A 24007-nucleotide genomic window follows, 5' to 3' on the forward strand; every position below is an offset into this window, starting at 1 on the left:
TAACGATAACTCAGCTTCATTTATTCAATTAGAACATTATTCAGACATTTTGGTTATTAAAAGAATCATTTTTTTAATTTAGCTAGGAATGGATGAATTTCCCTCATCTGATGACGGCTATAAAGTTTTATTTAACGAATAGTTGATCAATTAACATCCGATAGACACAAAAGTTGAATAAAATTCATCTTTAAAAAAAATTAATGAAAAATATAATTATTTAAAGTCTATATTTTGTGACTGTTTTTATTGTTCATAATTACTCATATAAGATCGATAGAGCGATCTAAAAATAATCTTTCCACATAAATCATCTCAACTAATATTCTGATAATGATCATTATTTTTATATAGCAATTTTAACAGGCAATCTGAGCAATAATATTTCATTCACTGATCAATACGCTTTGACGAGGTGATTAAATATTGACTCTATAAAATTTTTTATAACAGAAATGCCAATTTAAAAACCCAATTTCTTCTGCTTATCAGTTTTTTAGATGCATATATCAATTAAAAAGTCGTGAAATTGAAATAATTTCAGTCATTTTGGTCGCATAGAACTAGTCCAAAAGTCTAACTCGATGTAACATATCGGGTCTTTAAAATTAACTGTGATAGGGCTTATGCGCGAGTACGCTGTATTTACCTCGGAATCTGTAAGCGAAGGTCATCCGGATAAAATGGCTGACCAAATCAGTGACGCTATTTTGGATGCAATCTTAACAGAAGACCCATATGCACGGGTTGCTTGTGAAACGCTTGTCAAAACGGGTGCGGTAGTACTTGCCGGTGAAATCACAACAACTGCAAATGTTGACTTCGAAGCAATTGTACGTCAAACCGTAAATGGAATTGGTTATCACCATTCTGACTTGGGCTTTGATGGTTCAACCTGTGCTGTCATCAACATGATTGGTAAACAGTCTCCTGAAATTGCTCAAGGTGTTGACCGTCAAAAACCTGAAGATCAAGGTGCTGGCGACCAAGGCTTGATGTTTGGTTATGCAAGCCGTGAAACTGACGTTTTAATGCCTGCTCCTATTTCTTATGCACACCGCTTAATGGAAAAGCAGGCTGAACTACGTCGTAACGGCAGTTTACCTTGGTTACGTCCAGATGCGAAAAGTCAGGTAACTTTTGCATATGAAAATGGCATGCCTGTTCGTTTAGACGCAGTGGTATTGTCTACCCAACACGATCCTGAAATTTCACAGGCAAATCTTAAAGAAGCTGTGATTGAAGAAATCGTGAAAAAAGTGATTCCTGCTGAAATGTTCCATGCAGACACCAAATTCCACATCAACCCTACCGGAATGTTTGTGATTGGTGGTCCTGTGGGTGACTGCGGTTTAACCGGCCGTAAAATCATTGTAGACACTTACGGTGGTATGGCACGTCATGGCGGTGGTGCTTTTTCTGGTAAAGATCCATCTAAAGTTGACCGTTCTGCGGCTTATGCAGGTCGTTATGTAGCAAAAAACATAGTTGCTGCCGGTCTGGCTGATAAATGTGAAATTCAAGTCTCTTATGCAATTGGTGTTGCTGAGCCAACTTCAATTTCAATCAATACCTTCAATACAGCCAAAGTATCTGAAGAATTGATCATTGCATTAGTACGTGAACATTTTGACTTACGTCCATACGGTATTACCCGCATGCTTGATCTGATCCAACCGATGTATAAGCAAACTGCTGCTTATGGTCACTTTGGTCGTGAAGGTTCAGACACTGCATTTACCTGGGAAAAAACAGACAAAGTGGAAGCGCTTAAAGCCTCTGCTGGACTGTAAGTTTTTTCATTTAAAAGCCCACATTGTTGTGGGCTTTTTCATTTCTGCTTTAAAATAATATACAAAAGCCTAAAATGTTATGATCAATCATCTTTTTTCTTGCATAGGATAAAAACCATGGCCGTTATTCTTCAAGTTGACTTCCCTTCTCAAGGTCCATTTGGGGAGGAAATGCATCAAGCCTATCAACAACTTGCCGAAAGTATTAATCACGAAGATGGCATGTTATGGAAAATATGGACAGAAAATAATGCCACCCAAGAAGCAGGTGGCATCTATTTATTTGATAGCCAAGCCAATGCAGAAAAATACTTACACATGCACACTGCACGTCTGCAAAGTTTTGGTATCGATAATATTCGTGGAAAAATTTTTGAAGTGAATCAAGCTCTGTCTAGCATCAATCAAGCAGACTTTTTAAATACATAAAAATCTAAAACTTGATCAACAATAAAAATCCTGACGATCAAAAATCAGGATTTTCCAATAATTCAAACTAAAATTATTAGGGTCTGGCACTAATCACTTCAAGTACCGAGGGTTGCACAGGAATTTCTTGAGGATCCTGCAAATAAATATGAACGACTCTAAAAATAATCACTGCGGCCAGACAGGTTAAAACACAAAAAATCCAGAAACCGTATGGACTTTTAATATTATGTGAACCGCAATTGGTACATTCTTTATGATGAGCTGACTCAACGACCTGATCACAACACGCACAATGATATTGATATAGCATAGCTATGGCTCCTACATTACACACCTTTTTGTTTTTATATTTCCACCCGATTATTTGATGGAAGGTAATATGGCTAAAATCTTATGTGACTCTGTATTAAGATACAAGTCTACTTATTAATAACTTAAATAGATTTAGAACTATTATCTGTTTAATTATTTTTTATAAGCCATTCATTTATATTAAAAATAAAATCATTAAATCCAATTCAAAAGACATTATTTGTAACATAATGGAATAAAACAAGTTTTGAATCTTAACGTTGCAAAAGACAGCTACTTCTCACTTTTTTAGGTAAAATAGCAGACAATGATGGGGAGTGTATGATGGTTCAACTGATTAAAAAAGGCGGCTTACGCGAACGTGCTAATCGTAGCCGCAGCTATAAAGGTTCAGAAAATAGTGAAGCAACCTTAAAACCCAATCGCTATTCTCAAAGCGACAAAAATGAGGAAGTCAGCACTCCCCCATCTCCACAACTCATTGATGATTCTGTCAAAAAAGACTAAAACATCGAGAATGCATCCACGCCTAGCCAGATTGCAAAAACCAAGAATAATCCCCCGGAAATAATATCGATATAACTTCCTGAATGCTGATAAGCAGCTTTAATTGTTGGCATCGACATAATCAGCATAAACAAGGCAAAGACCAAGAAGGTTTGCAGTGGAATAATCACTGCCAGTTGGGTTTTTAAATGTGCCGATGCGGAGGAACTTAAGGCCAAAGAAAATACACTGCTAAAATAAATCAGGGTCTTCGGATTGGATAAATTGGTAAACAATCCCAATAAAAAGTACTTTTTAGAATCAGGTACAGTGAGTTTTTGACCATCATCCAAACTCTTTTCTTGCTTAAGATTTTTTAAACCGCCGTTTAGCATTGCCCAGCCCATGCGCGCCAAAAACAGTCCACCAATTACCATTAATACTTGCTGTATCCATGGAAATTGCTGTATCAGTACAGTAAAGCCCAACAGGGTCAATGCCACCCAAAGCACAATACCAACGGAAATACCCAAAATAATTTTTAAAGTATTCACCCGTGAAGTCGACGCTGAACTTTTAGCAATCAATAAAACATCCGGTCCAGGGCTAAGCTGTACAACAAAATGCAGTGCACAAATGGTCAAAAGCAATGACATAGAAATAGAAGAAGATTTAAAAAAAAATGCATTATATCGTTTGTTCAATTTCTTGCATGCCTTAGCTTGTACTTTAAATAAAATATCCAGCTTATAAAAAAGCCGAATCGTGATGATTCGGCTTTAAAAATACAGATCAGTAAATTATTTATTCACATCTTTCATTTCAATTTTTTTCGCATCGGGCGTTACTTCACGAGCTTCGCCATCAATAACATTCGAGTCACGACCCGGTGCACCACCTTGCTGTTGTTGCATATCCTGCATTTGACGCATGATATCGGCAAATGGGTTTTGACCTTGGGCACCGCCGCCATTTACATCACCCATCATGCCCCCCATCATTTTTTCCATCATGGCTTGCTGACGTTTTGCCATGGTTTTCATCATGGCATTTTTAAATACATTTTGAACCGCAGGAATCAAAATCAGTACGGCCAAGACATCGGTGATCAAACCTGGAATAAGCAACAACAATCCGGCCAGAATTTTTGGCAGATTCCCGGTTAATGCCGGATCACCGCTCATTTGTCCCATGCGCATTTGCTGCATCTGAGGCATTAAACCTGCCGAATATTTACGAATCAGATTTATCCCGATAAAAAAGGCAGCAACAAACCAGAAAAACACGTACCACATACTACCGACGAGGTCACCCACGCCAATCCAGACAAAGACTTCAAGGATTAAGCCAGCTAAAACAATAAGAAATAATTTCATAAAAATTAATCAAATCTCAATAAAATAAATAGGGTGCAATATACAAGTGCTTAATCACGACCAAGCTTTTTTGATACGCTTATGTAACAATATGGGCATTATTCTATTTTTAAAGTCTTTATATGTCATTAATTATTGGTATCGATCCGGGTTCTCGTATGACAGGCTACGGTATTATCGAAAAAGATGGGCAAAAATTGACTTTTGTAGATGCAGGCACCATTCGTACTGAAACTCCTGAAATGCCGGAACGCTTAAAACGAATTTTTGCCGGTGTGGAGCGTATTGTTAAATTTCATGGACCTACTGAAGCGGCAGTCGAACAGGTTTTTATGGCACAAAATCCCGATTCTGCGTTAAAGCTTGGACAAGCACGTGGTGCTGCCATTGCCGCGTTGGTCAATCTAGATTTACAAGTCGCTGAATATACCGCACGACAAATTAAACAATCAGTTGTCGGTTATGGTGCAGCAGATAAAGAACAGGTTCAGATGATGGTGATGCGTATTTTAAATTTAAGCATTAAGCCACAACAGGATGCTGCCGATGCTTTAGCCGCCGCAATTTGCCATGCCAATGCTTCAGGCAGCATGAGTAAAATGGCGGTACTCAATGCCCTAGGCGGTATGGCGCGTGGTCGTAGCCGCACCAGCAGAAGACGTTAAAGATAGGGTGCGAAATCCTTACGCATGTCAGCAATTGAGGGTTGCTTGGGATAAGTAAAAGTAACTCTCCGTCCAAAACTTCTCATATTCTTTTTCTGATTGGGATCAATCCGGATCAAAACCAGTTCCTCAGGTTCATTGCGTGGATTCATTTCGCAAATCAAAATGGTTTGATTCCTTTCAATCACTTTATATTGAATGAATTCTTTTTGAACGATATCTTTAAATGATCTTTTACTTGAACTCTCACCGCGTTGTGTATAAATCACCATCACAATACAAATGATGATCACAACTGCGACTACCAGATATTTATCCATCATTGCTCTCTTAAATCGTTTTTATCCAAATCCACATTCAGCGCAATATTTTAAATGCGATAAAATCCGGTGCTTGCTCATATTCAACTTGAATGATCTTTGAAACTTCGGCAAGGGATGGCCCTATATAACTACGGTCAATGATTGAATGGATCTGATGTTCCGTACCGACAACCCCAGCTTCAACTTCACCACTCTCTAGATTTTTCACATAGCCTTTGAGTTCTAATGTTAAAGCCTGCTGTTCAAACCAGCGCCGGTAGCCCACACCTTGCACCTTACCCTGAATGATGAGTTTAATCGCCTTATTCATCATCGCTCCCATTCACCACATGATAGATCGCTTGATTCATATGATGCGCTTGCACACCGCGCATCCCTTTTTTCGCCAGCCAGTCGCCTGCCAAGGCATGTAAAGTGACGATTTCATGCAGATGGATGTGGCCGGCAAATTGCGCTTTCAAACTGGCCACCATACCAGCCAGTACATCTCCCATGCCGCCCGTTCCCATACCGGCATTGCCTTTGGTGCAAATCCAGAGCTGATCTTCTAAAATCAAACTACCTGCACCTTTGAGTACCCATTGTCCTTCGTACTTTTCTTGCAGTTGATGAATCGCTGCAATCCGATCATTTTCAATTTCTTTGACAGAACAATTTAAAAGTTTTGCCGCTTCACCCGGATGTGGGGTCGCATAACTATCTGGTTTTAACAATTCAGGATGTCCAGCCAAGAACCATAAAGCATCGGCATCCAATACTACCTGTAAATATTCAGCGGTATTGATTTTAGAAAACCATTTAAAAAATTGTTGTTCTGACCAACTATCTCGTCCTAAACCCATACCAAAACTAATCGCATCGACGTGATCTAATAATTGCTGAATTTCGATGTTAGTCAAGGCATTGATATCACGTAGCATAATATTCGGTGAGCGTGCCAAAATCGCGGTGTGATGTTTTTCATGGCAGACAATCGTGACTTTCCCTGCACCGGCACTAAAAGCCGATTCAGCCGCCATCATCACTGCACCGCCCATATCGGCATGTCCACCAACCACAAGCACGTGACCATAACTGCCCTTATGACCAAATGCCTGACGCTCGGGCAATGAAATTGTATCAGGTGAGAGATGGGCGACTGGATTAAGTTCTGCATCTGTCGGAATCAGGGAAATAACCTCAATCTGCCCTGCAAACTCTTTACCTTGTCCGGTAAATAACCCTACTTTTAACCCTAAAACTGAATAGGTGTAATCGGCTTTAATTGCACAAGGTAAGGGTTGACCGCTATTGGCCTGTAAGCCACTGGGAACATCAATGGCAATTTTTAAACCTGACTGGGCATTCATACTTGTAATAATCTGCTGCCAATCAGCACTGAGTTCCCGATTTAACCCAATGCCAAATAATGCATCGATATAACAATCATATTGTTTTTGAAAATTAAAACCTGAATAAATTTTTATTTCGGCAGCGACAGCTTCTTGATAAGCCGTATGCAAATCTGTTGAAGAACCCAGTTCAACGGCATAAATCTCGACATTAAAACCAACCTGTTTTAAATATTGAGCCGTTAAATATCCATCACCTGCATTATTGCCTTGTCCACAACATACAGCGATATTTTGTATTTTCTGATGCTGAAAAATGGGAATCAGGCGCTGCGCAATCATCCAGGCAACTTGCTGCATCAAGGCATAAGAACGGTTTTGCTTGGCAAACCAGCGTTGCTCCCATGCTTGAATACTTTGGCTCAAATAAACGGGGCTATGATAAACTTGCTGACGCATTGTTCTTCCCTTCTTGTTAAATTATGGCAACATCCACACCGTCACAGAAAATACCTTTAGATCAATATGATCCTGAAGCGCTAAAAGCGTGGATTAAAGCCCAAGCTTTGCAATTAGGCTTCAGTGATTGTGTCATTGCCAAACCTGATGCTCAAGAAGAATTGCCACGTTTTCAAGAATATTTGAAGCGCGGTTATCATGGCGATATGAAGTTTCTGGAAGAAAATTTAGCAAAACGTGCCGATCCGACTCTGCTGGTTCCCGGTACCAAAAGCATTATTTGCGTACGCATGAATTATCTGGTGGAAACCCCTAAAGCGCGTTATGTTCCAGATGAACCCAATGCAGCCATCATTGCACGCTATGCCCGTGGTCGCGATTACCATAAAACCATGCGTGGCCGCTTAAAAACTTTAGCCAGCATCATTCGTGAAAAGGTTGGAGATTTTGAATCGCGTCCTTTTGCTGACTCTGCACCGGTATTTGAAAAATCTTTAGCTGAAAATGCCGGCATGGGCTGGACAGGAAAACACACCTTATTGATTCATAAAAAGTCAGGTTCCTTCTTTGTTTTGGGCGAACTGTTTACTTCGCTGGATTTGCCCTTCGATTCCCCTGCAACCCAGCATTGTGGATCTTGCACCGCCTGTATCGACATCTGTCCAACCCAAGCTATTGTCGAACCCTATATGTTGGATGCGCGTAAATGTATTGCTTATTTAACCATTGAATATAAAGGCATCATTGCTGAAGAATTACGTCGTGGTATTGGTAACCGTGTTTTTGGCTGTGATGACTGCCAATTGATTTGTCCATGGAATAGTTTTGCCAAGAAAGCCACGATTGAAGATTTTAATCCGCGACATGGTTTGGATCAGATCAACTTACTGGATTTATGGCACTGGGATGAACCGACCTTTTTAGCCAAGACTGAAGGCAGTCCAATACGGCGTACCGGTTATCAAAGCTTTATGCGAAACATTGCGATTGGCTTGGGAAATGCACCCTTTGGTCATGAAATTTTGGAAACTTTAAAGCAAACGCGTGATTTGCATGATGAGATTGTGCAAGTCCATATTGACTGGGCAATTCAGGAACAGCTGGCTAAATCCATGTAGATGTTTCATTTATTTCCGAAATTTTTTCAGGTTTATCATTTTCCAGATATAAGCAAAGTTTTATCTCTATAAAAAAAATACTCTCCACTTCAGAACAAAATAAAAAATCCTATTAAAAACTTTGCAACTATATTCAAAGAAATAAGTCTTAGTTTGTAACTAAATCTATAATCTTATAATTAGTAATATTGACTCAAAATCATCGATAGATACCATGAAATTTGGCTTTTTATGCCTTTAGATTTGGTTTAAATTAGGTATGATAAATAATAAATAATGATGATTATGGATTTTCACCAATGAATGTACGTAATGACTGGACACGTGAAGAAATTCAGGCTTTGTATAACCAGCCTTTTTTAGATTTAGTTTTTGAGGCACAATGCATTCATCGTGAAAACTTTGATCCGAATACCATTCAAGTCAGCACATTACTTTCAATTAAAACCGGTAAATGCCCTGAAGATTGTAAATATTGCTCACAGTCAGCGCGTTATGACTCCAAACTTGAAGCTGAAAAACGTATTGCTGTCGATAAAGTGATTCAAGAAGCCAAAGAAGCGCTTGCTTCAGGTTCTTCACGTTTCTGCATGGGTGCTGCATGGCGTAATCCGCATGAACGCGACATGCCTTATGTATTGGAAATGGTCAGCGAAGTTAAAGCGCTGGGCTTGGAAACCTGCATGACTTTAGGCATGCTCAATCAATCTCAAGCCGAACGCCTGAGTGAGGCGGGTTTAGACTATTATAATCATAACCTCGACACCTCTCGCGAATATTATCCCAATGTGATTACCACACGTTCTTATGATGATCGTTTAAATACTTTGGATCATGTCCGTCAGGCAGGTATGAAAGTCTGTAGTGGTGGAATTGTCGGCTTAGGTGAAAACAGTAATGATCGGATTGGTCTTTTGTACGAACTTGCAACCTTAGCGATTCACCCTGAATCGGTACCCATCAACATGCTGGTTCCAATTGAAGGTACGCCGCTTGCAGATGTAGAAAAATTAGATGTGACGGAATGGATTCGTACTATCGCGGTTGCACGAATTATTATGCCTAAGAGCTATATTCGTCTTTCTGCCGGTCGTGAATCTTTATCCGATTCAGATCAGGCCTTGGCTTTCATGGCAGGTGCTAATTCTCTTTTCTCTGGTGAAAAACTTTTGACGACCCCGAATGCAGGTGAAGGTAGAGACAAACAGTTATTTGATAAATTGGGCTTGGTTGCAGAAAAAGCCAAACCTAGTATTAAAGAATTATCAGTAGATGCAATGGCAAGTTAAATGATGCATTCGGATAATTGATAAAAAAGCCCTCATTGGGCTTTTTTTCTTCGGAAATTTATTTTTCAGATTATTCTGCAAAGTTATGTGCTGTAATTAAAATACCATAACTCGCATTCAGATAATCCCCCACCCGAATGATATCTATACCATTGGCATGATGAACTGCCAATTCTTGAGTAACCGCATCATAGGTGAATGAATCAAAACTATCTTGAGGATGACACAACCACGTTAATGTATCTTCCAGATGCTCATTCACAATATAAGTTTTTGCTTTAAAATCTTTGTTCATTGGCCGTAGCCCTAAGTAAAAATTTTTACTTATCAATTATTACCAATTTTGTGCTGAAAACAAAGAAGTGAGCTTTATGCTCACTTCTTTGTTATAAATAAAATTCAATTAAAGCGGCTTATCTCCACACTTTCTGCATTCCTTATGATGTTCCCCAATTTCTTCCATGTGCTCATATTCATAGACATGTAAACAAAATAATTTCATAAGTAATTGAAGCATTTTCTAAACTCCCTTTTGCTTGTTTTTAAAATTAAGTTTTTTAAATATATTTCATCCTGAAACAATAGTGTGATTAAAAAACAATCACCACTACTTATTACCATATTTTTGAGATAATTCAAACAACTTAGCAATAATTTTTGCCTAAATTACAAAAAAGAATATTCCTCTTTCACCTGTATAAGAAACAGGAAAAATCATCGAAATTAGAGAAACTATGATTCAGCTTTAACAAACCCCATCCTTCGATTATTAAAAAATACATCTTAAAAAATAAATATAAACAAAGTTTAAAAAAACAATAAAGAAAGAATCACACAAATTTATGATGCTAAACTAAGCAAATTATTTAATATATAAATGCCAAAAATAAACCAATTTCAAATCTAATTTAAAGAAGCCACCTTAAAGAGATCAGCCATTTTTGATATTTAATTAAATAAAAGCCATAAAAAAACCCCATAAACAAAAAAGATTTATGAGGTTCGATATTTGGTGGGCCCAGACGGACGATAACAAAAATATAAACTATTGAATTTAATATAAATAATCTCAACATGAAATATAAAGGTACAAATCAGGATACATGAATTGGATGATTCATTATTAATCAATTTTAACCTTTTGTAACATATAATTCTCAGTATTTTAGCTATATCTTTATTAAGCATGATAGCTCTATGAATAGCCACCAAAATTCTAGACATACCTAACCATCTTTTGGACTGCCACCACTCTCCTAGACAAATTTCGTCTATTCTTTTTGCATAGGAGAGAACCTTATGACTGGACAACGATATACTCCAGAATTTAAAGATTAAGCTGTTAAATTGATTACTGAACGTGGATATTCTGTCACTGATGTCGCAGAACGTTTAGGTGTATCACAGCACAGCATTTATAAATGGCTAAAGGCAGTACAGCCTTTACATAACAACTCTGATGAACATGAATTGCTCGAAGCAAAGAAAGAAATCTTACGCCTTAAAAGTCAGCTTAAACAGACTGAAGAGGAACGGGACATCTTAAAGTGAAAGCACTGCTTTCACGCCGCTTTGCAAGCCTGCCCGAGTAAAGTATCAGTTTATCCTGCAATACAGCCATCAATTTAAGATTAAAACGATGTGTCGGGTTCTTAAGATTGCTCGTGCTGGCTATTATGCGTGGCTGCAGGAGCCAGAATGAGGCAGGACTATTGAAGATACGCGGTTATTACAACTTATCCGCTCTTCTTATGATGCCAGTTATGGTATCTACGGTTATCGTCGCATCACGCTGGATCTTAAAGAGCTAGGTGAAAACAGTGGGCCTAATCGTGTGCTGAAGATCATGAACAACAATGACATTGCCGCTGTTCGAGGATATAAGAAGTATAAAAGCTATGGTCGTGGTCGTCCTCAGATTGTGCCACCTAACCATTTAAATCGAGAGTTTGTGTAAACATACCTGATACCTCGTGGGTGACTGATATTACCTACATCCGCACCTGGCAAGGCTGGTTATATTTGGCTGTGGTTCTCGATTTATATTCAAGGAAAGTCATCGGTTGGTCAATGAAACCTACGCTTGCCAAGGATATTGTTTTAGATGCAATTCTTATAGCGGTATGGCGACGCAGACCCAATGAACCTGTGATCATACACTCAGACCAAGGCTCACAATACAGCAGCGGAGATTGGCAAAGATTCTGTCAAAAGCATAACTTAGTTACCAGTATGAGTCGTCGCGGAAACTGTTGGGATAATGCCGTTGCTGAATCCTTTTTAGCAGCTTGAAGAAGGAAAGAATTAAAAAGAGAATCTATAAAACTCGAGAAATGGCCCGTGCAGATGTGTTTGATTATATCGAGATGTTTTACAATCGAATCAGGCATCATTCGCATCTCGATGGGATGAGTCCAGAAGCCTTTGAGGCAGCTTCAAAATGAGGCTGTCTCGTGTATAGGATACTGGGAGCAGAATCTGAACGATCTGTGCTCGCTTGCAATGCATCGTAATAAGCTTTTTGGTTTTGATAAATCAAGCTTTCTACAGGGATATTGAGAAGAATTGGATTCCACTGGCTTAAGATTAAAGTTTGCCATAAACGTCCCATACGCCCATTGCCATCAGCAAATGGGTGTATAAACTCATAATGAAATACTGAACTCTGAATTAATGAGTGCTCATTACCTTCAGTCAATCACCGCAATAACTCTCCCATTAAACGGTAGACCTGATTTGTTCTGTGCTAATCAAACCTCTACCTCTCTCCTCTTTCTAAAACTACAAACACTTTTTAAAAATTATCGAATGTACTTTTTCATTGCTGCATCTTTAGAAAGAGCAAAATTAATAATTACTTCTGACTGAAACTCTTTTTTTATATATTTCAGACTTACGGGATTACAACTTAATGCATATTTCAAAATTTTTTCTGAATATTGTTTTAAAAACTGGATCACATAAGCCCGTTGCTCTATTGCTTTCAGCCATAAGTCTTCATAGTACACTTCTATATGCTGAATTGCATAAGGTCGAAGCTTAACAGCCTGCTCACATAAATCTTTGCTCGGTTTTTGAATAAATTGAATCGACATTGGATTGTTTTCAATGGCCATTAAAAGCATAGCAGCCGTTGGATTCAACACATCTTTAATCGCTAAACCATTTTTACGTACAGCCAACAAGCAAAGGGCTTCTGTTTGCTGTTTTACATACTTAATCGCTTGCGGATTCAGTGAAACTGCCATCAGACAAATGAGATCGGTCTGTTTACGCACATATTTTAAGGCAAAACCATTTTGTTGAATCGCGGCAATACAAATTTCTTCATTTTGAAATAAGACATGCCTTAAGGCCAAACCTTCATTTTTAACTGCAGCTAAAATTACCGCATAAGTTGGATCTGAAATAAACTGCAATAAATCCCCATTATGTTTTACCGCCAACAGACATAACGCTTCTGTTTGCTGCTTTACATATTTAATCGCTTTAGGGTTTTGAATTATTGCCTCGTAACATAAATCATCATCTTGCTTTTCAATATATTGTAAATACAGCCCATGCTCTTTTACTGCATTTAAATTGGCCAAATCATTTGGATAGTAGGAATGTATTTTCTGAATCATTTCAATATTTTCTTTTTAAAAGCACTGATGTTTGCAACGACATCAGTGCTTCATCTTTAAGCCTGCTGTGCTTTCAGCATATTTAGCGCCACATCTACAATCATGTCTTCCTGACCACCCACCATGCGGCGTTTGCCCAGCTCAACTAAAATATCGAATGCCGATAAACCATATTTTTCAGCTGCTGTTTCAGTATGACGCAAGAAACTCGAATAGACCCCTGCATACCCCAAAGCCAAGGTTTCACGATCCACACGCACCGGACGTTCCTGTAACGGACGCACGATATCCTCCGCTGCATCAATCAGCTTTTTCACATCACAGCCATGGTTGAGTCCCATCCGCTCAACCGCTGCAATAAACACTTCAAGCGGTGCATTACCTGCCCCAGCGCCCATACCTGTCAAGCTAGCATCAATCCGGTTACAGCCATGCTCTAAAGCAACAATACTGTTGGCTACACCTAAACTGAGATTGTGATGGGCATGCATCCCGGTTTCAGTTTCAGGATTCAATACATCTTTCATGGCTTTAAAACGCTCTGCAATGTCATACATGTTCATCGCACCGCCTGAATCCACCACATAAATACACTGCGCGCCGTAGCTTTCCATCAACTTGCCCTGCTCGGCCAAACCTTGCGGTGTATTCATATGGCTCATCATTAAAAAGCCAACCGTATCCATGCCAAGTTCACGGGCATATTCAATATGCTGTCTGGATACATCGGCTTCGGTACAGTGCGTCGCGACACGAACCACACGTGCACCGGCATCATAAGCCGCTTTTAAGTCATGAATAGTACCAATGCCGGGCAACAACAAAGTTGCGACTTTAGCCTGTTTGACTTCACTGGCAACCGCTTCAATCCACTCTAAATCTGTGTGTGCGCCGAAGCCATAGTTAAAGCTGGAGCCTTGCAAACCATCGCCATGCGCTACTTCAATACTATCCACACCGGCTTCATCCAAAGCGCGGGCAATCTGCCGTACCTGATCAAGTGAATATTGATGGCGAATCGCATGCATCCCATCACGCAAGGTCACATCTGACACATAGATTTTTCTTTGCTGATCAAACATTTCAATTCTCCTTACGCAATTTCTTGTTTTTGGCTATGGCTTAAATGAGTTTCGGCAAAGCGTTCTGCCGCAGCCAAAGCGGCACTGGTCATAATGTCGAGATTCCCGGCATAGGCCGGCAGGTAATGTGCAGCGCCTTCCACTTCAAGGAAAATAGACACTTTTAAGCCTGGAAGTTTGCCCAGACCCGGAATATTCACTGGACAATCGGCATTGAATTCTTCGAACTGGACTTCCTGTTTTAGACGATAACCGGGTACATAAGCATGCACCGCTTCAGCCATGTCGTGGACAGATTGGCGAATAGCGTCTTTATCGGCACCGAATTCTGCAAAGCAATACACGGTGTCACGCATGATCAGTGGCGGCTCGGCCGGATTCATGATGATGATGGCTTTGCCTTTTTCTGCTCCGCCGACTTCTTCAATCGCTTTGGAAGTGGTTTCGGTAAATTCATCAATATTGGCACGGGTGCCCGGTCCGGCAGACTTGCTGGCAATCGAGGCAATGATTTCTGCATAATGCACTTTAGCCACTCGAGACACTGCACGCACCATTGGAATGGTTGCCTGACCACCGCAAGTGACCATATTGATATTCGGGGCATCCAGATGCTGATCCAGATTCACCACCGGAACCACATAAGGACCGATTGCTGCTGGCGTCAGGTCAATCACCTGAATACCGTATTGCTGTAATACCTGATTGTGATGGGCATGTGCCCCGGCAGAGGTAGCATCAAAAACAATTTTAATCTCTTTAAAAGATGGCAGTTTTAACAAACCTTCAATACTTTCTGCCGTGATTTCAAAACCGAAACGTGCAGCGCGGGCCAAGCCATCTGAATTAGGGTCTGCCCCAACCATGGCTGCCATTTCCAGATATTTTGCATTGCGCATGATTTTAATCATCAGGTCAGTGCCAATGTTGCCTGAACCAATGATGGCGCATTTAATTTTTGACATACTCTCTATCCTTATTTTTTATTCGCCCAAGCCATCAAGCACTGAAAGCTGCTGTAACTGAACCCAAACCTTCGATTTCCACCTGATAAGCTGCACCAGCCTGTACCGCAACCATAGGACCCAGTGCACCAGTCAGTACAATGTCGCCGGCTTTTAACGGACGGTCCCGACATACCATTTCATCTGCGAGCCACACCGCAGCATGGAGCGGATTGTCCAAACAGGCCTTACCAACGCCTTGTGACACCACCTCGCCGGAGCAGGTCATTTGCATCAGGCAATTCACTAAATCTATATCTGTAAGCTGTACTTTGTTTTGACCCAATACAAAAGCGGCACTCGATGCATTGTCAGCGACAGTATCCAACAACGATATTTTCCAGTTTTCAATACGGCTATCTACAATCTCAATGGCTGCTACGGCATAATCCGTTGCGGCAATAATGTCCTCAATCGTGTGCTTTTTCTGCACCAGATCACTTTTGAGTACCAGTGCAATTTCTGCTTCAACTTTGGGCTGAATCAGTTTGCAGAATGCAATACTTTGACCATCTTCATAAGCCATATCGGCAAACAGCATGCCAAAATCGGGTGAATCTACCCCTAGCTGCTGTTGGACGGAAAAAGATGTCAGACCAATTTTTTTACCGACAATACGTCGACCATTATTCAGTGCTCGCTGTGTATTGATGTCTTGTATCGCATAAGCCTGATCGACTGTTGCAGCTTCAGCTAAAAGCTCACGAATGGGTGCAATCGGCTGGCGGTTTTGTTCTGCCTGATATAAAGCCTCTGCAATTGAATGTTCTGTTGCCACCATTTGTTCGCTCCTGTATCAGTTTCAGCTTTTTGTGGCAAAGCTTCGCCCGAGCATGACTGCCCCATTTGTTTAAAATATTTTTGAAGAAATCTTAGCCCAGATCGAAAAACGATTGGATCAGGGCTGATGCCGCAATGACTTAATCGGTGATGCTGACGTTTTTGCCACTTTTTAGTTCAGACATACGCTGATCAAGTTCACCATCAACATAGTACAGTTCGGTAAAGCAGCCAATTTGCTCGCGAGTATCAAAATATGCCCAACGGCAGTTGCCAAACGGTCCTTCAAAAAAACCGGCCATGGCTTTTTGAATACCTAAATCTAGGTAATGCTGTTCTGCCTGCGCATATTCAGCCGCATCTTTTTGGCGAAAACCAATATGATGTGGCCCTTTGCCTTTTTCATCCAACCAGTCTTTATAGACACTGCTGCCACCGTCATGGCGCGCTAGTTCAATTAACGTTTCACCGGCAAAGCCATACGCACAGCTAAATTGAAAATCACCCGGCTGGCCGTAATACTCTTTTTCTTTTTGCGTCTGAGATAAACCTTCAGCGACATTCCAAACTTCAATACCATTGGTTTTACTGAAAAAATCCATCGCTTGTTGCAAGTCTTCCACCACAAAACAAATTTGGTCGAAACGCTTACTCAGCATATTCTGTACAGCCACCATAACCCAGTTCCTTATGCCGATTCTAAGATACGGAAACTAATGGCTTGCGCTGGGCAAGAGCCTACCAGTTCTTTCACTTCATCTTCACGGTCAATGTCCACAAAATGCATTTTTAAATTGGCCACTTGGCTGCCTTGTGGAATTTCAAAAATATCTTCCGACATCAGGCACATGCCATAACCTTGACATTGATGCGCGTCTAAAATAATTTCGATTGTTTGATTGCTCATGAGATTCATCCTTTAATTTCAAGTCCGAAGGACGGTTTCTGATTTACAGAAACACGCCCAAGTTTGGCGTACGTAATACGGCTTCAGTTAAAATCGCTTTACGTTTTAATAAACGCGCCCCCTGCTCAGTAATTTTTAAAGTGTCCAAGCGACGGTATGGAATAATATCGCCCTGTTCATCATGGCCACGTTGACGGTACATAATGGTAGCACTATGTACATTCACTATATCTGCCTGTTCAGTTGGCTCAATCATCACGCTACCAATCACGCGTAATGTGCGTGATGGCGGCACTTCTGCCCATGCTTGACCCGATGCCAGACGATCAATACGCACCTTAATATGGGCTTTTTTATCGAGTATACGATACGCAGCACCTGGAAATTCGTCCTGAAAATGCTGTGAGCTAATACGTAGTGGAACTTCATAAGTGATGTCATCATCTAGCAGTGCAAACCACTCATCAAAACGACGTTCATCCAGTAATAATGCTTCTTGTGCTAAAAAATTATGCACGGTTTCGCGTGTTAAATATTCCATTTATGCCACTCCCTTTTGCTGTGCATTTTCATCAGCCAAGCATGTCACTTTTGCTTGTTTGCCTTCACGCATTTCTTTTAACCAGCGGCGCCAGAACCCGATTTGACAGTATTCACCGTAAATGGATGGATGGAATTCACCCGGACCTTGCCATGCCGGATCTTTACCGGTTTGTTTTTGGCTATAGTGCAAATTCACTTTGGCTTTACGCAACCACGGGCTTTGTCCGCCTTTGGCAATTCCTTCCCAAACCGCAGTATCATCCGCTTCAAAAATACCGCCTGAACCAAAGGCATATTGACCTGCTGCATAGGCTTTTTCAGCATATTCATCAGGGACAAAGCTAAATTCAAACTCGTAGTTCCACAGCTCCATCACCCCCGGTGCAATCGGCTGCCACATACGGATATTGGTAAATGGAATCGGCATTTCACCTGGTGCAGAAGGATGCGGCAAACGCATATAACTGAAGTTCGGGAAAATCGTACCGATGGTCGGCGGAATTTCCTTAATCATTTGGATTTGTGTTTCATCTAAATTCGACAAATCAAACTGCGCCTGTAGCTCTGGTGGATAACCCCAGTTCGGCAATGGAATGCCCACCATATTGGATAAGTTATGGCCAATAAAACTGTTACCATTACCAAAGTCATAGCCCGAAGCATGGGTACTGACTTGGTTAACACTTGGAATAAAACCTGAACTTGCTGCAGACATGTGCGCAGTACTGACGTGATAGGCATCGCCACAGAAGTTTTCTGCACCACTTTTCCAGTCGGCTTTGACTTGGAAACGCTCGGGTTCTTTGAGTAATTTAACGCCATCCGGATGAAGACCAAAAATTGCATCCAAAGCCCACACCGTGTCACCAAGATATTCACGTAGATCAGGCACATCTTCATTTAAAGAGGCAAAGATAAAACCATATAAGCTTTCAACTTTGGCTGCGCGAAGTAATCCCCACTCCTTCGCATCGAGCTTACCGCCATAGGCATCTTTCATATGCGGTGCGCCCATCCAGTCACCGTTGTTTTTATACACCCAACCATGGTACGGGCATTTAAAACTGGTCGCATTACCCCGGTCGTTATGACAGACCTCAGTACCACGGTGACGGCAGTGATTCAGTAAGACATTGATTTTATTTTCACTGTCACGCGTCACAATGACTTTATCCAAACCCAAACGGCGTAGTACATAGTCGCCTAAATTCGGAATTTCAGTTTCATGGGCAATGAAAATCCAGTTACGCGTATAAATACGTTCCATTTCTGCGCGGAACACCGCATCGTCATTGAACACGTCAATCGGTAAAACACCGTTATTTAAACTTTCCTCTACGCGATCACATAAATGATCTACATAGTCTTCATCACTTCCCGCAGTCACTTGAATATACTTAAACATGCGACATCTCCCTGATTGTTGTTCTCTATGCCTGGCTGGCGCTCATCCTGAGCGTTGCTGGGCAGCTCGGTTTAAAATTGTTCGGTTTAAAAGCTCAAGCTAAAATCATTAACCTGCTTTTTTGGCTGGGCCGTTAAATGGTGCCCAATTTTGTTTGCGGAATTCGAGTAAGTAGGCTTGTGCATTATCTTCATGCAATGGCAGCTCACGAGGAATCCAACTTGCATCCAGCTGATCCATATCGGCATCGTATTCAAAACGGCAACCCAGTGGACCATCGAAATACCAGAACCAGTTTGAACCTAAGCCATGACGACCCGGGCCCCAGAAGCTTTCATGTCCAGCTTTTTCAAAGCGCTGCCCTGCTAGCATCAGTTCACTTGGGCCTGAAAGATGGAATGAAATATGTTCGACACCCTTAATATGTTCAGGTGCTTGAATCAGGAACAAGGTGTGATGGTCTGTGGTACCACCTGCGCGCAGGAATGGTCCACCACCTAAACGGTCGCTGACACGGAAACCTAAACGATTGACATAAAAGTTTTCAGCTTTGGCTGCATCTGGCACAAACACAGCGGTATGACCTAGAGTACGAGGTTGAATTTGAATGGAATGATCGACACCTAACTGGTTATAACCCCGTTGATGCGGTGCACCGGGTGCATTAATCTTTTCTACTGGTAAATTTAATTCACGACGTTTAGTGATTTGAAAACCAATGGTAATTCCAACATCATCCACGGTTTCAAGTGCGCCATTGGCTAAGATTTTGACTTCGCGGTCTTGACTTAATTCAGCCTGAATATCATCGAGTGTCGCCTGATCTGCAACGCCATACACCATTTTACGCAGCTGGCTAATGGAAGCGAGTTTTGCAGGGAGCTCTGGATGTTCAGCTTCAGCCACTAAAATGCCCGTCGCATCCAGCGTTTCAAAATAACGCCCAAATGGCTGATTATTGACTTCAGTTAAACCAAAGTCCTGCATAAATTGAACCGCTGCATTTAAATCATTTGCGCCATAGACCAAATGATCAATACCGATAATATTCATTCTGTTACTCCTGTATTCCAATCCTCGGAATACCCCTGTGATTTTTCGTTTTTTAATACTTTTTGAAGTGCTTCATGCACCGGCGATAGGGCTGAAATGTATTCTCTACAAATACACTTCAGCGCTATATTAGATCTAAGACTAATTGACGATTGACTTAGTCTGTGTACAATCCATCCCAACACATGTATTTCATTTCCAAGAATTCATCGATGCCATAATGTGAACCTTCACGGCCTAAACCACTCTGTTTCACACCACCAAATGGCGCAACTTCATTGGAAATGAGTCCTGTATTGATGCCGATCATGCCCGCTTCTAAAGCTTCCGATGTACGCCATACCCGTGCAGAATTTTGACTATAAAGGTATGCTGCCAAACCAAATTCCGAATCATTGGCTTGTGCAATTACTTCTTGCTCAGAACTAAAGCGAATTAAAGGTGCCACTGGGCCAAAGGTTTCATCATGTGCAATCAGCATGTCTTTGGTCACATTTTTCAAAACAGTTGGTTCAAAGAAGAATCCGCCCAATTCACTGCGACGACCACCGCACACCACAGATGCACCGTGCTCTAATGCATTGCTAATATGCGATTCGACCTTCTTCACGGCATTAGCATCAATCAGCGGGCCTTGGACCACACCTTCTTCTAAGCCATTACCGACTTTTAAAGCTTTAACCTTGGCTGCCAATTTCTCTGTAAATTCATCGTAAATGGCATCGTGCACATAAATACGATTGGCAGAAATACACGCTTGACCCGTGTTACGGAATTTAGAGGCAATCACGCCGTCTACTGCCAGGTTCAAGTCTGCATCATCAAATACAATTGATGGTGCATTGCCACCCAGTTCCATTGAACATTTTTTAATGGTGGCAGCAGATTGTTCCAATAACGTGCGACCGACTTCCGTCGAACCGGTAAAGGTAATTTTGCGTACTAATGGATGCGATGTCAGAATCCCGCCAATGATGCGCGTATCGTTACCCGTTAACACACTGAACACCCCCTCTGGCACACCGGCACGGTGGGCAAGTTCTGCCAGTGCCAACGCAGTCATTGGGGTTTGGCTTGCAGGCTTCACCACCATGGTACAACCCGCAGCCAATGCCGGCCCTGCCTTACGGGTAATCATTGCTGCAGGGAAATTCCAAGGAGTAATCGCTGCACAGACACCAATTGGCTGCTTTAATACCACAATACGCTGCGTATCTTTTGGTGCAGGCAACACATCACCACGAATACGTTTTGCTTCTTCGGCAAACCACTGCAAGAATGAATTGGCATAATCAATTTCACCACGTGCCTCACTTAAAGGCTTGCCTTCTTCTAGAGTGATAATCGTGGCTAAGTCTTCTTTATTTTCTAAAACCAGCTGATACCAACGATGGATAATTTCCGAACGTTGTTTTGCAGTGGTTTTACGCCATTTTTCAAATGCCTTTTGTGCACTTTCAATCGCAAAATTGGTTTCTTCTTCCTTACAGCGTGGCAGTTTCACCAACTCTGCACCCGTTGCCGGATTGTTTAAGCTGTATGTGCCATGCGCAGTGTCTTGCAACCACTGACCATTAATAAATGCGCCGGTTTTCCAAAGGCTTGGATCTTTCAGCAAATCTGCTGGGTTTAATGCTGCGAAGCTATTCATGATTTATTCCTTACTCTGGAAAACGGCCAACCAGAAATTCACTGTCTGGAGCATTGGTGCATGGCAAACCTGATGCCATCAAACCTTGGCGCAGCACTTTCATTTGACGGTCTGGAATACGGGCAATCGGTGCACGTAATGGGCCGCCATTAAAGCCTGCCAACCAGTCCATGTATTTCCAATGTGCACGGTTAATGTAGTTTGAACCCGCCATATAAGCGCCTGTTGCTGCACCTACCGCACCACGCGCAGGCTGTGCTTGCCAGTACAGTTTCATGGCTTCGTCAAAATTGCCTTCTTTAGCTAGATTAAAGGTTTTCACAAAATGATCACCCATCCACTGCGTATAGCTGGTTCCTGAGAATTGCATATCCATGTAACGGAGCAATGGAATTACGTCACTTTCAATAGGACAGGTCACGACAATTTGATCATTAAAACGTTCAAAGCTATCGACTAAACCAGCAATGTGCGGAAAGCCCTGTTCTGCTTTTAAAGACACCACGTTCGGGCAATCATCAATTAAGCGCTGAATCAGTTCTGGTGACATCCCTTGTGGATGGACGCGTTCAAAGCCCCAAAGTGGAATAGCAAACAACATCACCCCTAGATCTGTCGCATCACAGAAAGCTTTGGTGTAGTCATAAATGTCTTGTTCTGAAGTCGGCCAGAAATTTGATGGATATGACAACAGTACGATATCTGCACCGGCTTTTTCCGCCAGTTTTACTGCTCGAATATTTTCTTCCAGTGTGCCAAAGCCTGCATGGAAGAATAAGCCCAGTTTGTCGCCAGCCTGATCTTTTGCCCATGCGGTAAATTGTGCATTCTCTTCTGGCGTAATCGCAACTTCTGTACACAGCAAGGTATAGGTGTAACCCAGATCAATGACTTTTTGGATATCGTGGCGAATCCCTTTTTCATTTAAACGGCTTAAATCCTGGCTATAACTTGGAATGGTTACAGACGAACATCCTTTTAAATGTTGTTTTGCCCATGCACGTGCTTCACTGCGTTTATATTGAGCCATCAAAATTCTCCTTTCCCTGTATGGGGGTTTTCTTAAATTGCTATGTCTTTAAATATGTGTTTAAAAATGTTGTATCAACGGTCGATGGTGACAATGCTGTCATTCATCTCTTGATATTTATTCGCAGCTTTCGCATTACGTAACAGCATTTCTGCGGTAACAATGTCTTGCAGGGCTGAACCGACGGATTTGTAAATCACAATATCTTCCGGCGTGTTGCGTATTTTGACTTGACCTGAAATCACATCAGACAGCGATACGGTTTTTGCCGCCACATCACAGCCTTGCTCGATTGCCACAAGTGAATCGCCTGTTTCATGAATCACTTCTTCCGGCATATCCGCCACAATTAAATGTGCTGCCTGCATGGTTGCTACATCCAGTTCGCGCTGTTCTGGCAATGTTGAACTCACTGAAACAATAGTCATGCCCGGCTCTAGCCATGCAGCATCAAATACTGGCCCACCGTCACGGCTACGTGATGCACACACTACAACATTGGCATTTTTTACAGCTTCTTCTGGACTTGCGACGGCTTGAATGTCTAAGCCATACAGTTCTGCAAATTCTTGAGCGAGTTTTTCACGATTCGCTTCTGTTGGGCTAAAGACACGTACTTTTGCAATACGACCTGTGGCATTCAGTGCATGTAAATGGCTACGTGCAAGTGCACTTGAACCTAGAATTGCGATATCAAATTTTTCTGTACCTGCCAACGCATTCACGGCAACAGCTGAACTTGCTGCGGTACGGATGTCCGTAATACGGTTGCCATCAATCAGAGCGGCAAGACGCATGGTGTCTTGATCGAACAATGAAATGAGGTAGCTGGCTTTTTTATTTTTTGGACTAGCGGCGATGAGTTTACAGCCCATATATTCTTTCGATGGTGATACTGCACAAAGGCTGCGTAGCCAGAATCCATCCCCGCGCGCCATTGTGCGTGGTGGCACCATGGCATTAGAAATAGGTTGGCTATAGGCATCAGTTAGCGCTTCGATCGCGCTTGACCATGTTGCGAGTTCTGCCACATGATCATCATTAATAAATAAGGTTGGAGGGTGTGCGTTGTTCACTGCTGAACTCCGTTTCAGTCATTTTTTTCTAATGTACTGATGTCTGATATGCGGAGCTAGCATGTAAGGTGTAAAGCAGATATCTATAAAATGGATAAATATAAAAAGAATGTTGGCCTCTTAATTTATAAATATTACCTAAGTAATTGCATGCAAAATGGTTTAAATATTAAAGATGGAACATGAAAAATCATAAAAAGCGCCCAACTCCGTAGACTTAGGCTGTCAAAAATATTATAAAATTATGATTTAAAAGGAATAAAAAA

25 protein-coding genes and 2 pseudogenes are annotated in these 24007 nt (G+C 41.4%); 7 read left to right on the forward strand and 20 right to left on the reverse strand.

The annotated features are described in order from the left end of the window. Positions 1 to 626 precede the first annotated feature (626 nt). Together metK and AY606_RS09445 are read left to right on the forward strand one after the other, a co-directional pair. Entirely contained in the window at positions 627 to 1793 is a 1167-nt protein-coding gene (gene metK / locus AY606_RS09440; RefSeq protein ID WP_067867506.1) for a methionine adenosyltransferase, read from the forward strand. Between the two features lie 117 nt (positions 1794 to 1910). Further along, positions 1911 to 2222, forward strand: coding sequence for a monooxygenase (locus tag AY606_RS09445; RefSeq protein ID WP_067867510.1), 312 nt, complete (start codon positions 1911 to 1913; stop codon positions 2220 to 2222). 76 nt (positions 2223 to 2298) lie between these two features. Here AY606_RS09445 and AY606_RS09450 read toward each other — a convergent pair whose 3' ends face one another. Next, positions 2299 to 2535: a hypothetical protein gene (locus tag AY606_RS09450; protein ID WP_067867513.1), complete on the reverse strand. Its 237-nt coding sequence runs from the start codon at positions 2533 to 2535 to the stop codon at positions 2299 to 2301. A 326-nt stretch (positions 2536 to 2861) separates the two neighbouring features. Here AY606_RS09450 and AY606_RS09455 point away from each other — a divergent pair, with 326 nt between their 5' ends. Beyond that, positions 2862 to 3044: a hypothetical protein gene (locus AY606_RS09455; RefSeq protein ID WP_067868377.1), complete on the forward strand. Its 183-nt coding sequence runs from the start codon at positions 2862 to 2864 to the stop codon at positions 3042 to 3044. On the opposite strand, the gene AY606_RS09460 is transcribed toward AY606_RS09455, so the two are convergent. Then, on the reverse strand, positions 3041 to 3679 hold the full coding sequence (locus tag AY606_RS09460) for a LysE family transporter (RefSeq protein ID WP_067867516.1): 639 nt from the start codon (positions 3677 to 3679) through the stop codon (positions 3041 to 3043). The two genes, AY606_RS09455 and AY606_RS09460, sit on opposite strands and share 4 nt — an antisense overlap. Before the next feature lie 144 nt (positions 3680 to 3823). Continuing rightward, entirely contained in the window at positions 3824 to 4399 is a 576-nt protein-coding gene (locus tag AY606_RS09465; protein WP_067867519.1) for an FxsA family protein, read from the reverse strand. Between the two features lie 122 nt (positions 4400 to 4521). Here AY606_RS09465 and ruvC point away from each other — a divergent pair, with 122 nt between their 5' ends. Continuing rightward, complete coding sequence (gene ruvC, locus AY606_RS09470; protein WP_067867522.1) at positions 4522 to 5064, forward strand: crossover junction endodeoxyribonuclease RuvC; 543 nt, start codon at positions 4522 to 4524, stop codon at positions 5062 to 5064. On the opposite strand, the gene AY606_RS09475 is transcribed toward ruvC, so the two are convergent. Genes AY606_RS09475 through AY606_RS09485 form a run of 3 tightly spaced genes read right to left on the reverse strand, consistent with a single transcriptional unit; the run spans position 5061 to position 7177 of the window. Further along, positions 5061 to 5387, reverse strand: a complete 327-nt coding sequence (locus AY606_RS09475; protein ID WP_067867524.1) for a hypothetical protein — start codon at positions 5385 to 5387, stop codon at positions 5061 to 5063. The genes ruvC and AY606_RS09475 overlap by 4 nt on opposite strands. A 34-nt stretch (positions 5388 to 5421) precedes the next feature. Continuing rightward, positions 5422 to 5697, reverse strand: a complete 276-nt coding sequence (locus AY606_RS09480) for an acylphosphatase (RefSeq protein ID WP_067867527.1) — start codon at positions 5695 to 5697, stop codon at positions 5422 to 5424. Then, on the reverse strand, positions 5690 to 7177 hold the full coding sequence (locus AY606_RS09485) for a bifunctional ADP-dependent NAD(P)H-hydrate dehydratase/NAD(P)H-hydrate epimerase (RefSeq protein WP_067867528.1): 1488 nt from the start codon (positions 7175 to 7177) through the stop codon (positions 5690 to 5692). Before AY606_RS09485 ends, AY606_RS09480 begins: the two co-directional genes overlap by 8 nt. 23 nt (positions 7178 to 7200) lie before the next feature. Between AY606_RS09485 and queG the strand changes: the two genes are divergently transcribed. After that, on the forward strand, positions 7201 to 8295 hold the full coding sequence (queG, locus tag AY606_RS09490; protein ID WP_067867530.1) for a tRNA epoxyqueuosine(34) reductase QueG: 1095 nt from the start codon (positions 7201 to 7203) through the stop codon (positions 8293 to 8295). Between the two features lie 299 nt (positions 8296 to 8594). Further along, positions 8595 to 9584, forward strand: a complete 990-nt coding sequence (bioB, locus tag AY606_RS09495) for a biotin synthase BioB (RefSeq protein ID WP_067867533.1) — start codon at positions 8595 to 8597, stop codon at positions 9582 to 9584. A gap of 70 nt (positions 9585 to 9654) precedes the next feature. On the opposite strand, the gene AY606_RS09500 is transcribed toward bioB, so the two are convergent. Next, positions 9655 to 9879, reverse strand: coding sequence for a hypothetical protein (locus AY606_RS09500; protein ID WP_067867536.1), 225 nt, complete (start codon positions 9877 to 9879; stop codon positions 9655 to 9657). 1052 nt (positions 9880 to 10931) lie between these two features. Between AY606_RS09500 and AY606_RS09510 the strand changes: the two are divergent. After that, positions 10932 to 12028: pseudogene (locus AY606_RS09510) on the forward strand (IS3 family transposase). Here AY606_RS09510 and AY606_RS09515 read toward each other — a convergent pair. The 13 genes and pseudogenes from AY606_RS09515 to AY606_RS09575 all read right to left on the reverse strand — a co-directional run. Then, positions 12016 to 12321: pseudogene (locus AY606_RS09515) on the reverse strand (Fic family protein); the annotation flags it as partial. The pseudogenes AY606_RS09510 and AY606_RS09515 sit on opposite strands and share 13 nt — an antisense overlap. A 64-nt stretch (positions 12322 to 12385) precedes the next feature. Further along, positions 12386 to 13210 (reverse strand): DUF4116 domain-containing protein, encoded by an 825-nt coding sequence (locus tag AY606_RS09520; protein ID WP_067867539.1) that lies wholly within the window; start codon positions 13208 to 13210, stop codon positions 12386 to 12388. A 56-nt stretch (positions 13211 to 13266) separates the two neighbouring features. After that, positions 13267 to 14292, reverse strand: a complete 1026-nt coding sequence (gene dmpG / locus AY606_RS09525) for a 4-hydroxy-2-oxovalerate aldolase (protein ID WP_067867542.1) — start codon at positions 14290 to 14292, stop codon at positions 13267 to 13269. Positions 14293 to 14303: 11 nt separating this feature from the next. Next, positions 14304 to 15257, reverse strand: a complete 954-nt coding sequence (locus tag AY606_RS09530; protein ID WP_067867545.1) for an acetaldehyde dehydrogenase (acetylating) — start codon at positions 15255 to 15257, stop codon at positions 14304 to 14306. 34 nt (positions 15258 to 15291) lie between these two features. Beyond that, positions 15292 to 16077, reverse strand: a complete 786-nt coding sequence (locus AY606_RS09535; protein WP_067867548.1) for a 2-keto-4-pentenoate hydratase — start codon at positions 16075 to 16077, stop codon at positions 15292 to 15294. A 139-nt stretch (positions 16078 to 16216) separates the two neighbouring features. Further along, a complete protein-coding gene (locus tag AY606_RS09540; RefSeq protein ID WP_067867551.1) occupies positions 16217 to 16753 on the reverse strand; it encodes a VOC family protein in 537 nt (178 codons plus the stop codon). 11 nt (positions 16754 to 16764) lie between these two features. Continuing rightward, positions 16765 to 16983 carry a ferredoxin gene (locus tag AY606_RS09545; protein WP_067867554.1) on the reverse strand — a complete coding sequence of 73 codons (219 nt, stop codon included), beginning with the start codon at positions 16981 to 16983 and terminating at the stop codon, positions 16765 to 16767. A 43-nt stretch (positions 16984 to 17026) separates the two neighbouring features. Further along, a complete protein-coding gene (locus tag AY606_RS09550; protein WP_067867557.1) occupies positions 17027 to 17524 on the reverse strand; it encodes an aromatic-ring-hydroxylating dioxygenase subunit beta in 498 nt (165 codons plus the stop codon). Next, positions 17525 to 18931, reverse strand: coding sequence for an aromatic ring-hydroxylating oxygenase subunit alpha (locus AY606_RS09555; protein WP_067867560.1), 1407 nt, complete (start codon positions 18929 to 18931; stop codon positions 17525 to 17527). It lies immediately after the preceding gene. A 108-nt stretch (positions 18932 to 19039) separates the two neighbouring features. Continuing rightward, positions 19040 to 19984: a VOC family protein gene (locus tag AY606_RS09560; RefSeq protein ID WP_067867563.1), complete on the reverse strand. Its 945-nt coding sequence runs from the start codon at positions 19982 to 19984 to the stop codon at positions 19040 to 19042. A gap of 157 nt (positions 19985 to 20141) precedes the next feature. Then, positions 20142 to 21635 carry an NAD-dependent succinate-semialdehyde dehydrogenase gene (locus AY606_RS09565; protein WP_067867566.1) on the reverse strand — a complete coding sequence of 498 codons (1494 nt, stop codon included), beginning with the start codon at positions 21633 to 21635 and terminating at the stop codon, positions 20142 to 20144. A gap of 10 nt (positions 21636 to 21645) precedes the next feature. Then, on the reverse strand, positions 21646 to 22665 hold the full coding sequence (locus AY606_RS09570) for a dihydrodipicolinate synthase family protein (protein WP_067867569.1): 1020 nt from the start codon (positions 22663 to 22665) through the stop codon (positions 21646 to 21648). Positions 22666 to 22739: 74 nt separating this feature from the next. Further along, complete coding sequence (locus AY606_RS09575; protein ID WP_067867572.1) at positions 22740 to 23741, reverse strand: ornithine cyclodeaminase family protein; 1002 nt, start codon at positions 23739 to 23741, stop codon at positions 22740 to 22742. Positions 23742 to 24007 lie beyond the last annotated feature (266 nt).

It is taken from the genome of Acinetobacter sp. SFB, assembly GCF_001647545.1.
In the GTDB taxonomy this organism is placed as follows: Bacteria; Pseudomonadota; Gammaproteobacteria; order Pseudomonadales; family Moraxellaceae; genus Acinetobacter.

Bases quoted from the DNA above. Each gene is read 5' to 3' on its own strand.
- AY606_RS09465 (WP_067867519.1), bottom strand. From the start codon at position 4,399: ATGAAATTATTTCTTATTGTTTTAGCTGGCTTAATCCTTGAAGTCTTT.
- AY606_RS09450 (WP_067867513.1), bottom strand. From the start codon at position 2,535: ATGCTATATCAATATCATTGTGCGTGTTGTGATCAGGTCGTTGAGTCA.
- AY606_RS09500 (WP_067867536.1), bottom strand. From the start codon at position 9,879: ATGAACAAAGATTTTAAAGCAAAAACTTATATTGTGAATGAGCATCTG.
- AY606_RS09555 (WP_067867560.1), bottom strand. From the start codon at position 18,931: ATGTTTAAGTATATTCAAGTGACTGCGGGAAGTGATGAAGACTATGTA.
- AY606_RS09570 (WP_067867569.1), bottom strand. From the start codon at position 22,665: ATGGCTCAATATAAACGCAGTGAAGCACGTGCATGGGCAAAACAACAT.
- AY606_RS09445 (WP_067867510.1), top strand. From the start codon at position 1,911: ATGGCCGTTATTCTTCAAGTTGACTTCCCTTCTCAAGGTCCATTTGGG.
- AY606_RS09460 (WP_067867516.1), bottom strand. From the start codon at position 3,679: ATGTCATTGCTTTTGACCATTTGTGCACTGCATTTTGTTGTACAGCTT.
- AY606_RS09535 (WP_067867548.1), bottom strand. From the start codon at position 16,077: ATGGTGGCAACAGAACATTCAATTGCAGAGGCTTTATATCAGGCAGAA.
- AY606_RS09520 (WP_067867539.1), bottom strand. From the start codon at position 13,210: ATGATTCAGAAAATACATTCCTACTATCCAAATGATTTGGCCAATTTA.
- ruvC (WP_067867522.1), top strand. From the start codon at position 4,522: ATGTCATTAATTATTGGTATCGATCCGGGTTCTCGTATGACAGGCTAC.
- metK (WP_067867506.1), top strand. From the start codon at position 627: ATGCGCGAGTACGCTGTATTTACCTCGGAATCTGTAAGCGAAGGTCAT.
- AY606_RS09475 (WP_067867524.1), bottom strand. From the start codon at position 5,387: ATGATGGATAAATATCTGGTAGTCGCAGTTGTGATCATCATTTGTATT.
- AY606_RS09560 (WP_067867563.1), bottom strand. From the start codon at position 19,984: ATGAATATTATCGGTATTGATCATTTGGTCTATGGCGCAAATGATTTA.
- AY606_RS09550 (WP_067867557.1), bottom strand. From the start codon at position 17,524: ATGGAATATTTAACACGCGAAACCGTGCATAATTTTTTAGCACAAGAA.
- AY606_RS09540 (WP_067867551.1), bottom strand. From the start codon at position 16,753: ATGGTGGCTGTACAGAATATGCTGAGTAAGCGTTTCGACCAAATTTGT.
- AY606_RS09530 (WP_067867545.1), bottom strand. From the start codon at position 15,257: ATGTCAAAAATTAAATGCGCCATCATTGGTTCAGGCAACATTGGCACT.
- dmpG (WP_067867542.1), bottom strand. From the start codon at position 14,292: ATGTTTGATCAGCAAAGAAAAATCTATGTGTCAGATGTGACCTTGCGT.
- queG (WP_067867530.1), top strand. From the start codon at position 7,201: ATGGCAACATCCACACCGTCACAGAAAATACCTTTAGATCAATATGAT.
- AY606_RS09545 (WP_067867554.1), bottom strand. From the start codon at position 16,983: ATGAGCAATCAAACAATCGAAATTATTTTAGACGCGCATCAATGTCAA.
- AY606_RS09455 (WP_067868377.1), top strand. From the start codon at position 2,862: ATGGTTCAACTGATTAAAAAAGGCGGCTTACGCGAACGTGCTAATCGT.
- AY606_RS09480 (WP_067867527.1), bottom strand. From the start codon at position 5,697: ATGAATAAGGCGATTAAACTCATCATTCAGGGTAAGGTGCAAGGTGTG.
- AY606_RS09485 (WP_067867528.1), bottom strand. From the start codon at position 7,177: ATGCGTCAGCAAGTTTATCATAGCCCCGTTTATTTGAGCCAAAGTATT.
- bioB (WP_067867533.1), top strand. From the start codon at position 8,595: ATGAATGTACGTAATGACTGGACACGTGAAGAAATTCAGGCTTTGTAT.
- AY606_RS09565 (WP_067867566.1), bottom strand. From the start codon at position 21,635: ATGAATAGCTTCGCAGCATTAAACCCAGCAGATTTGCTGAAAGATCCA.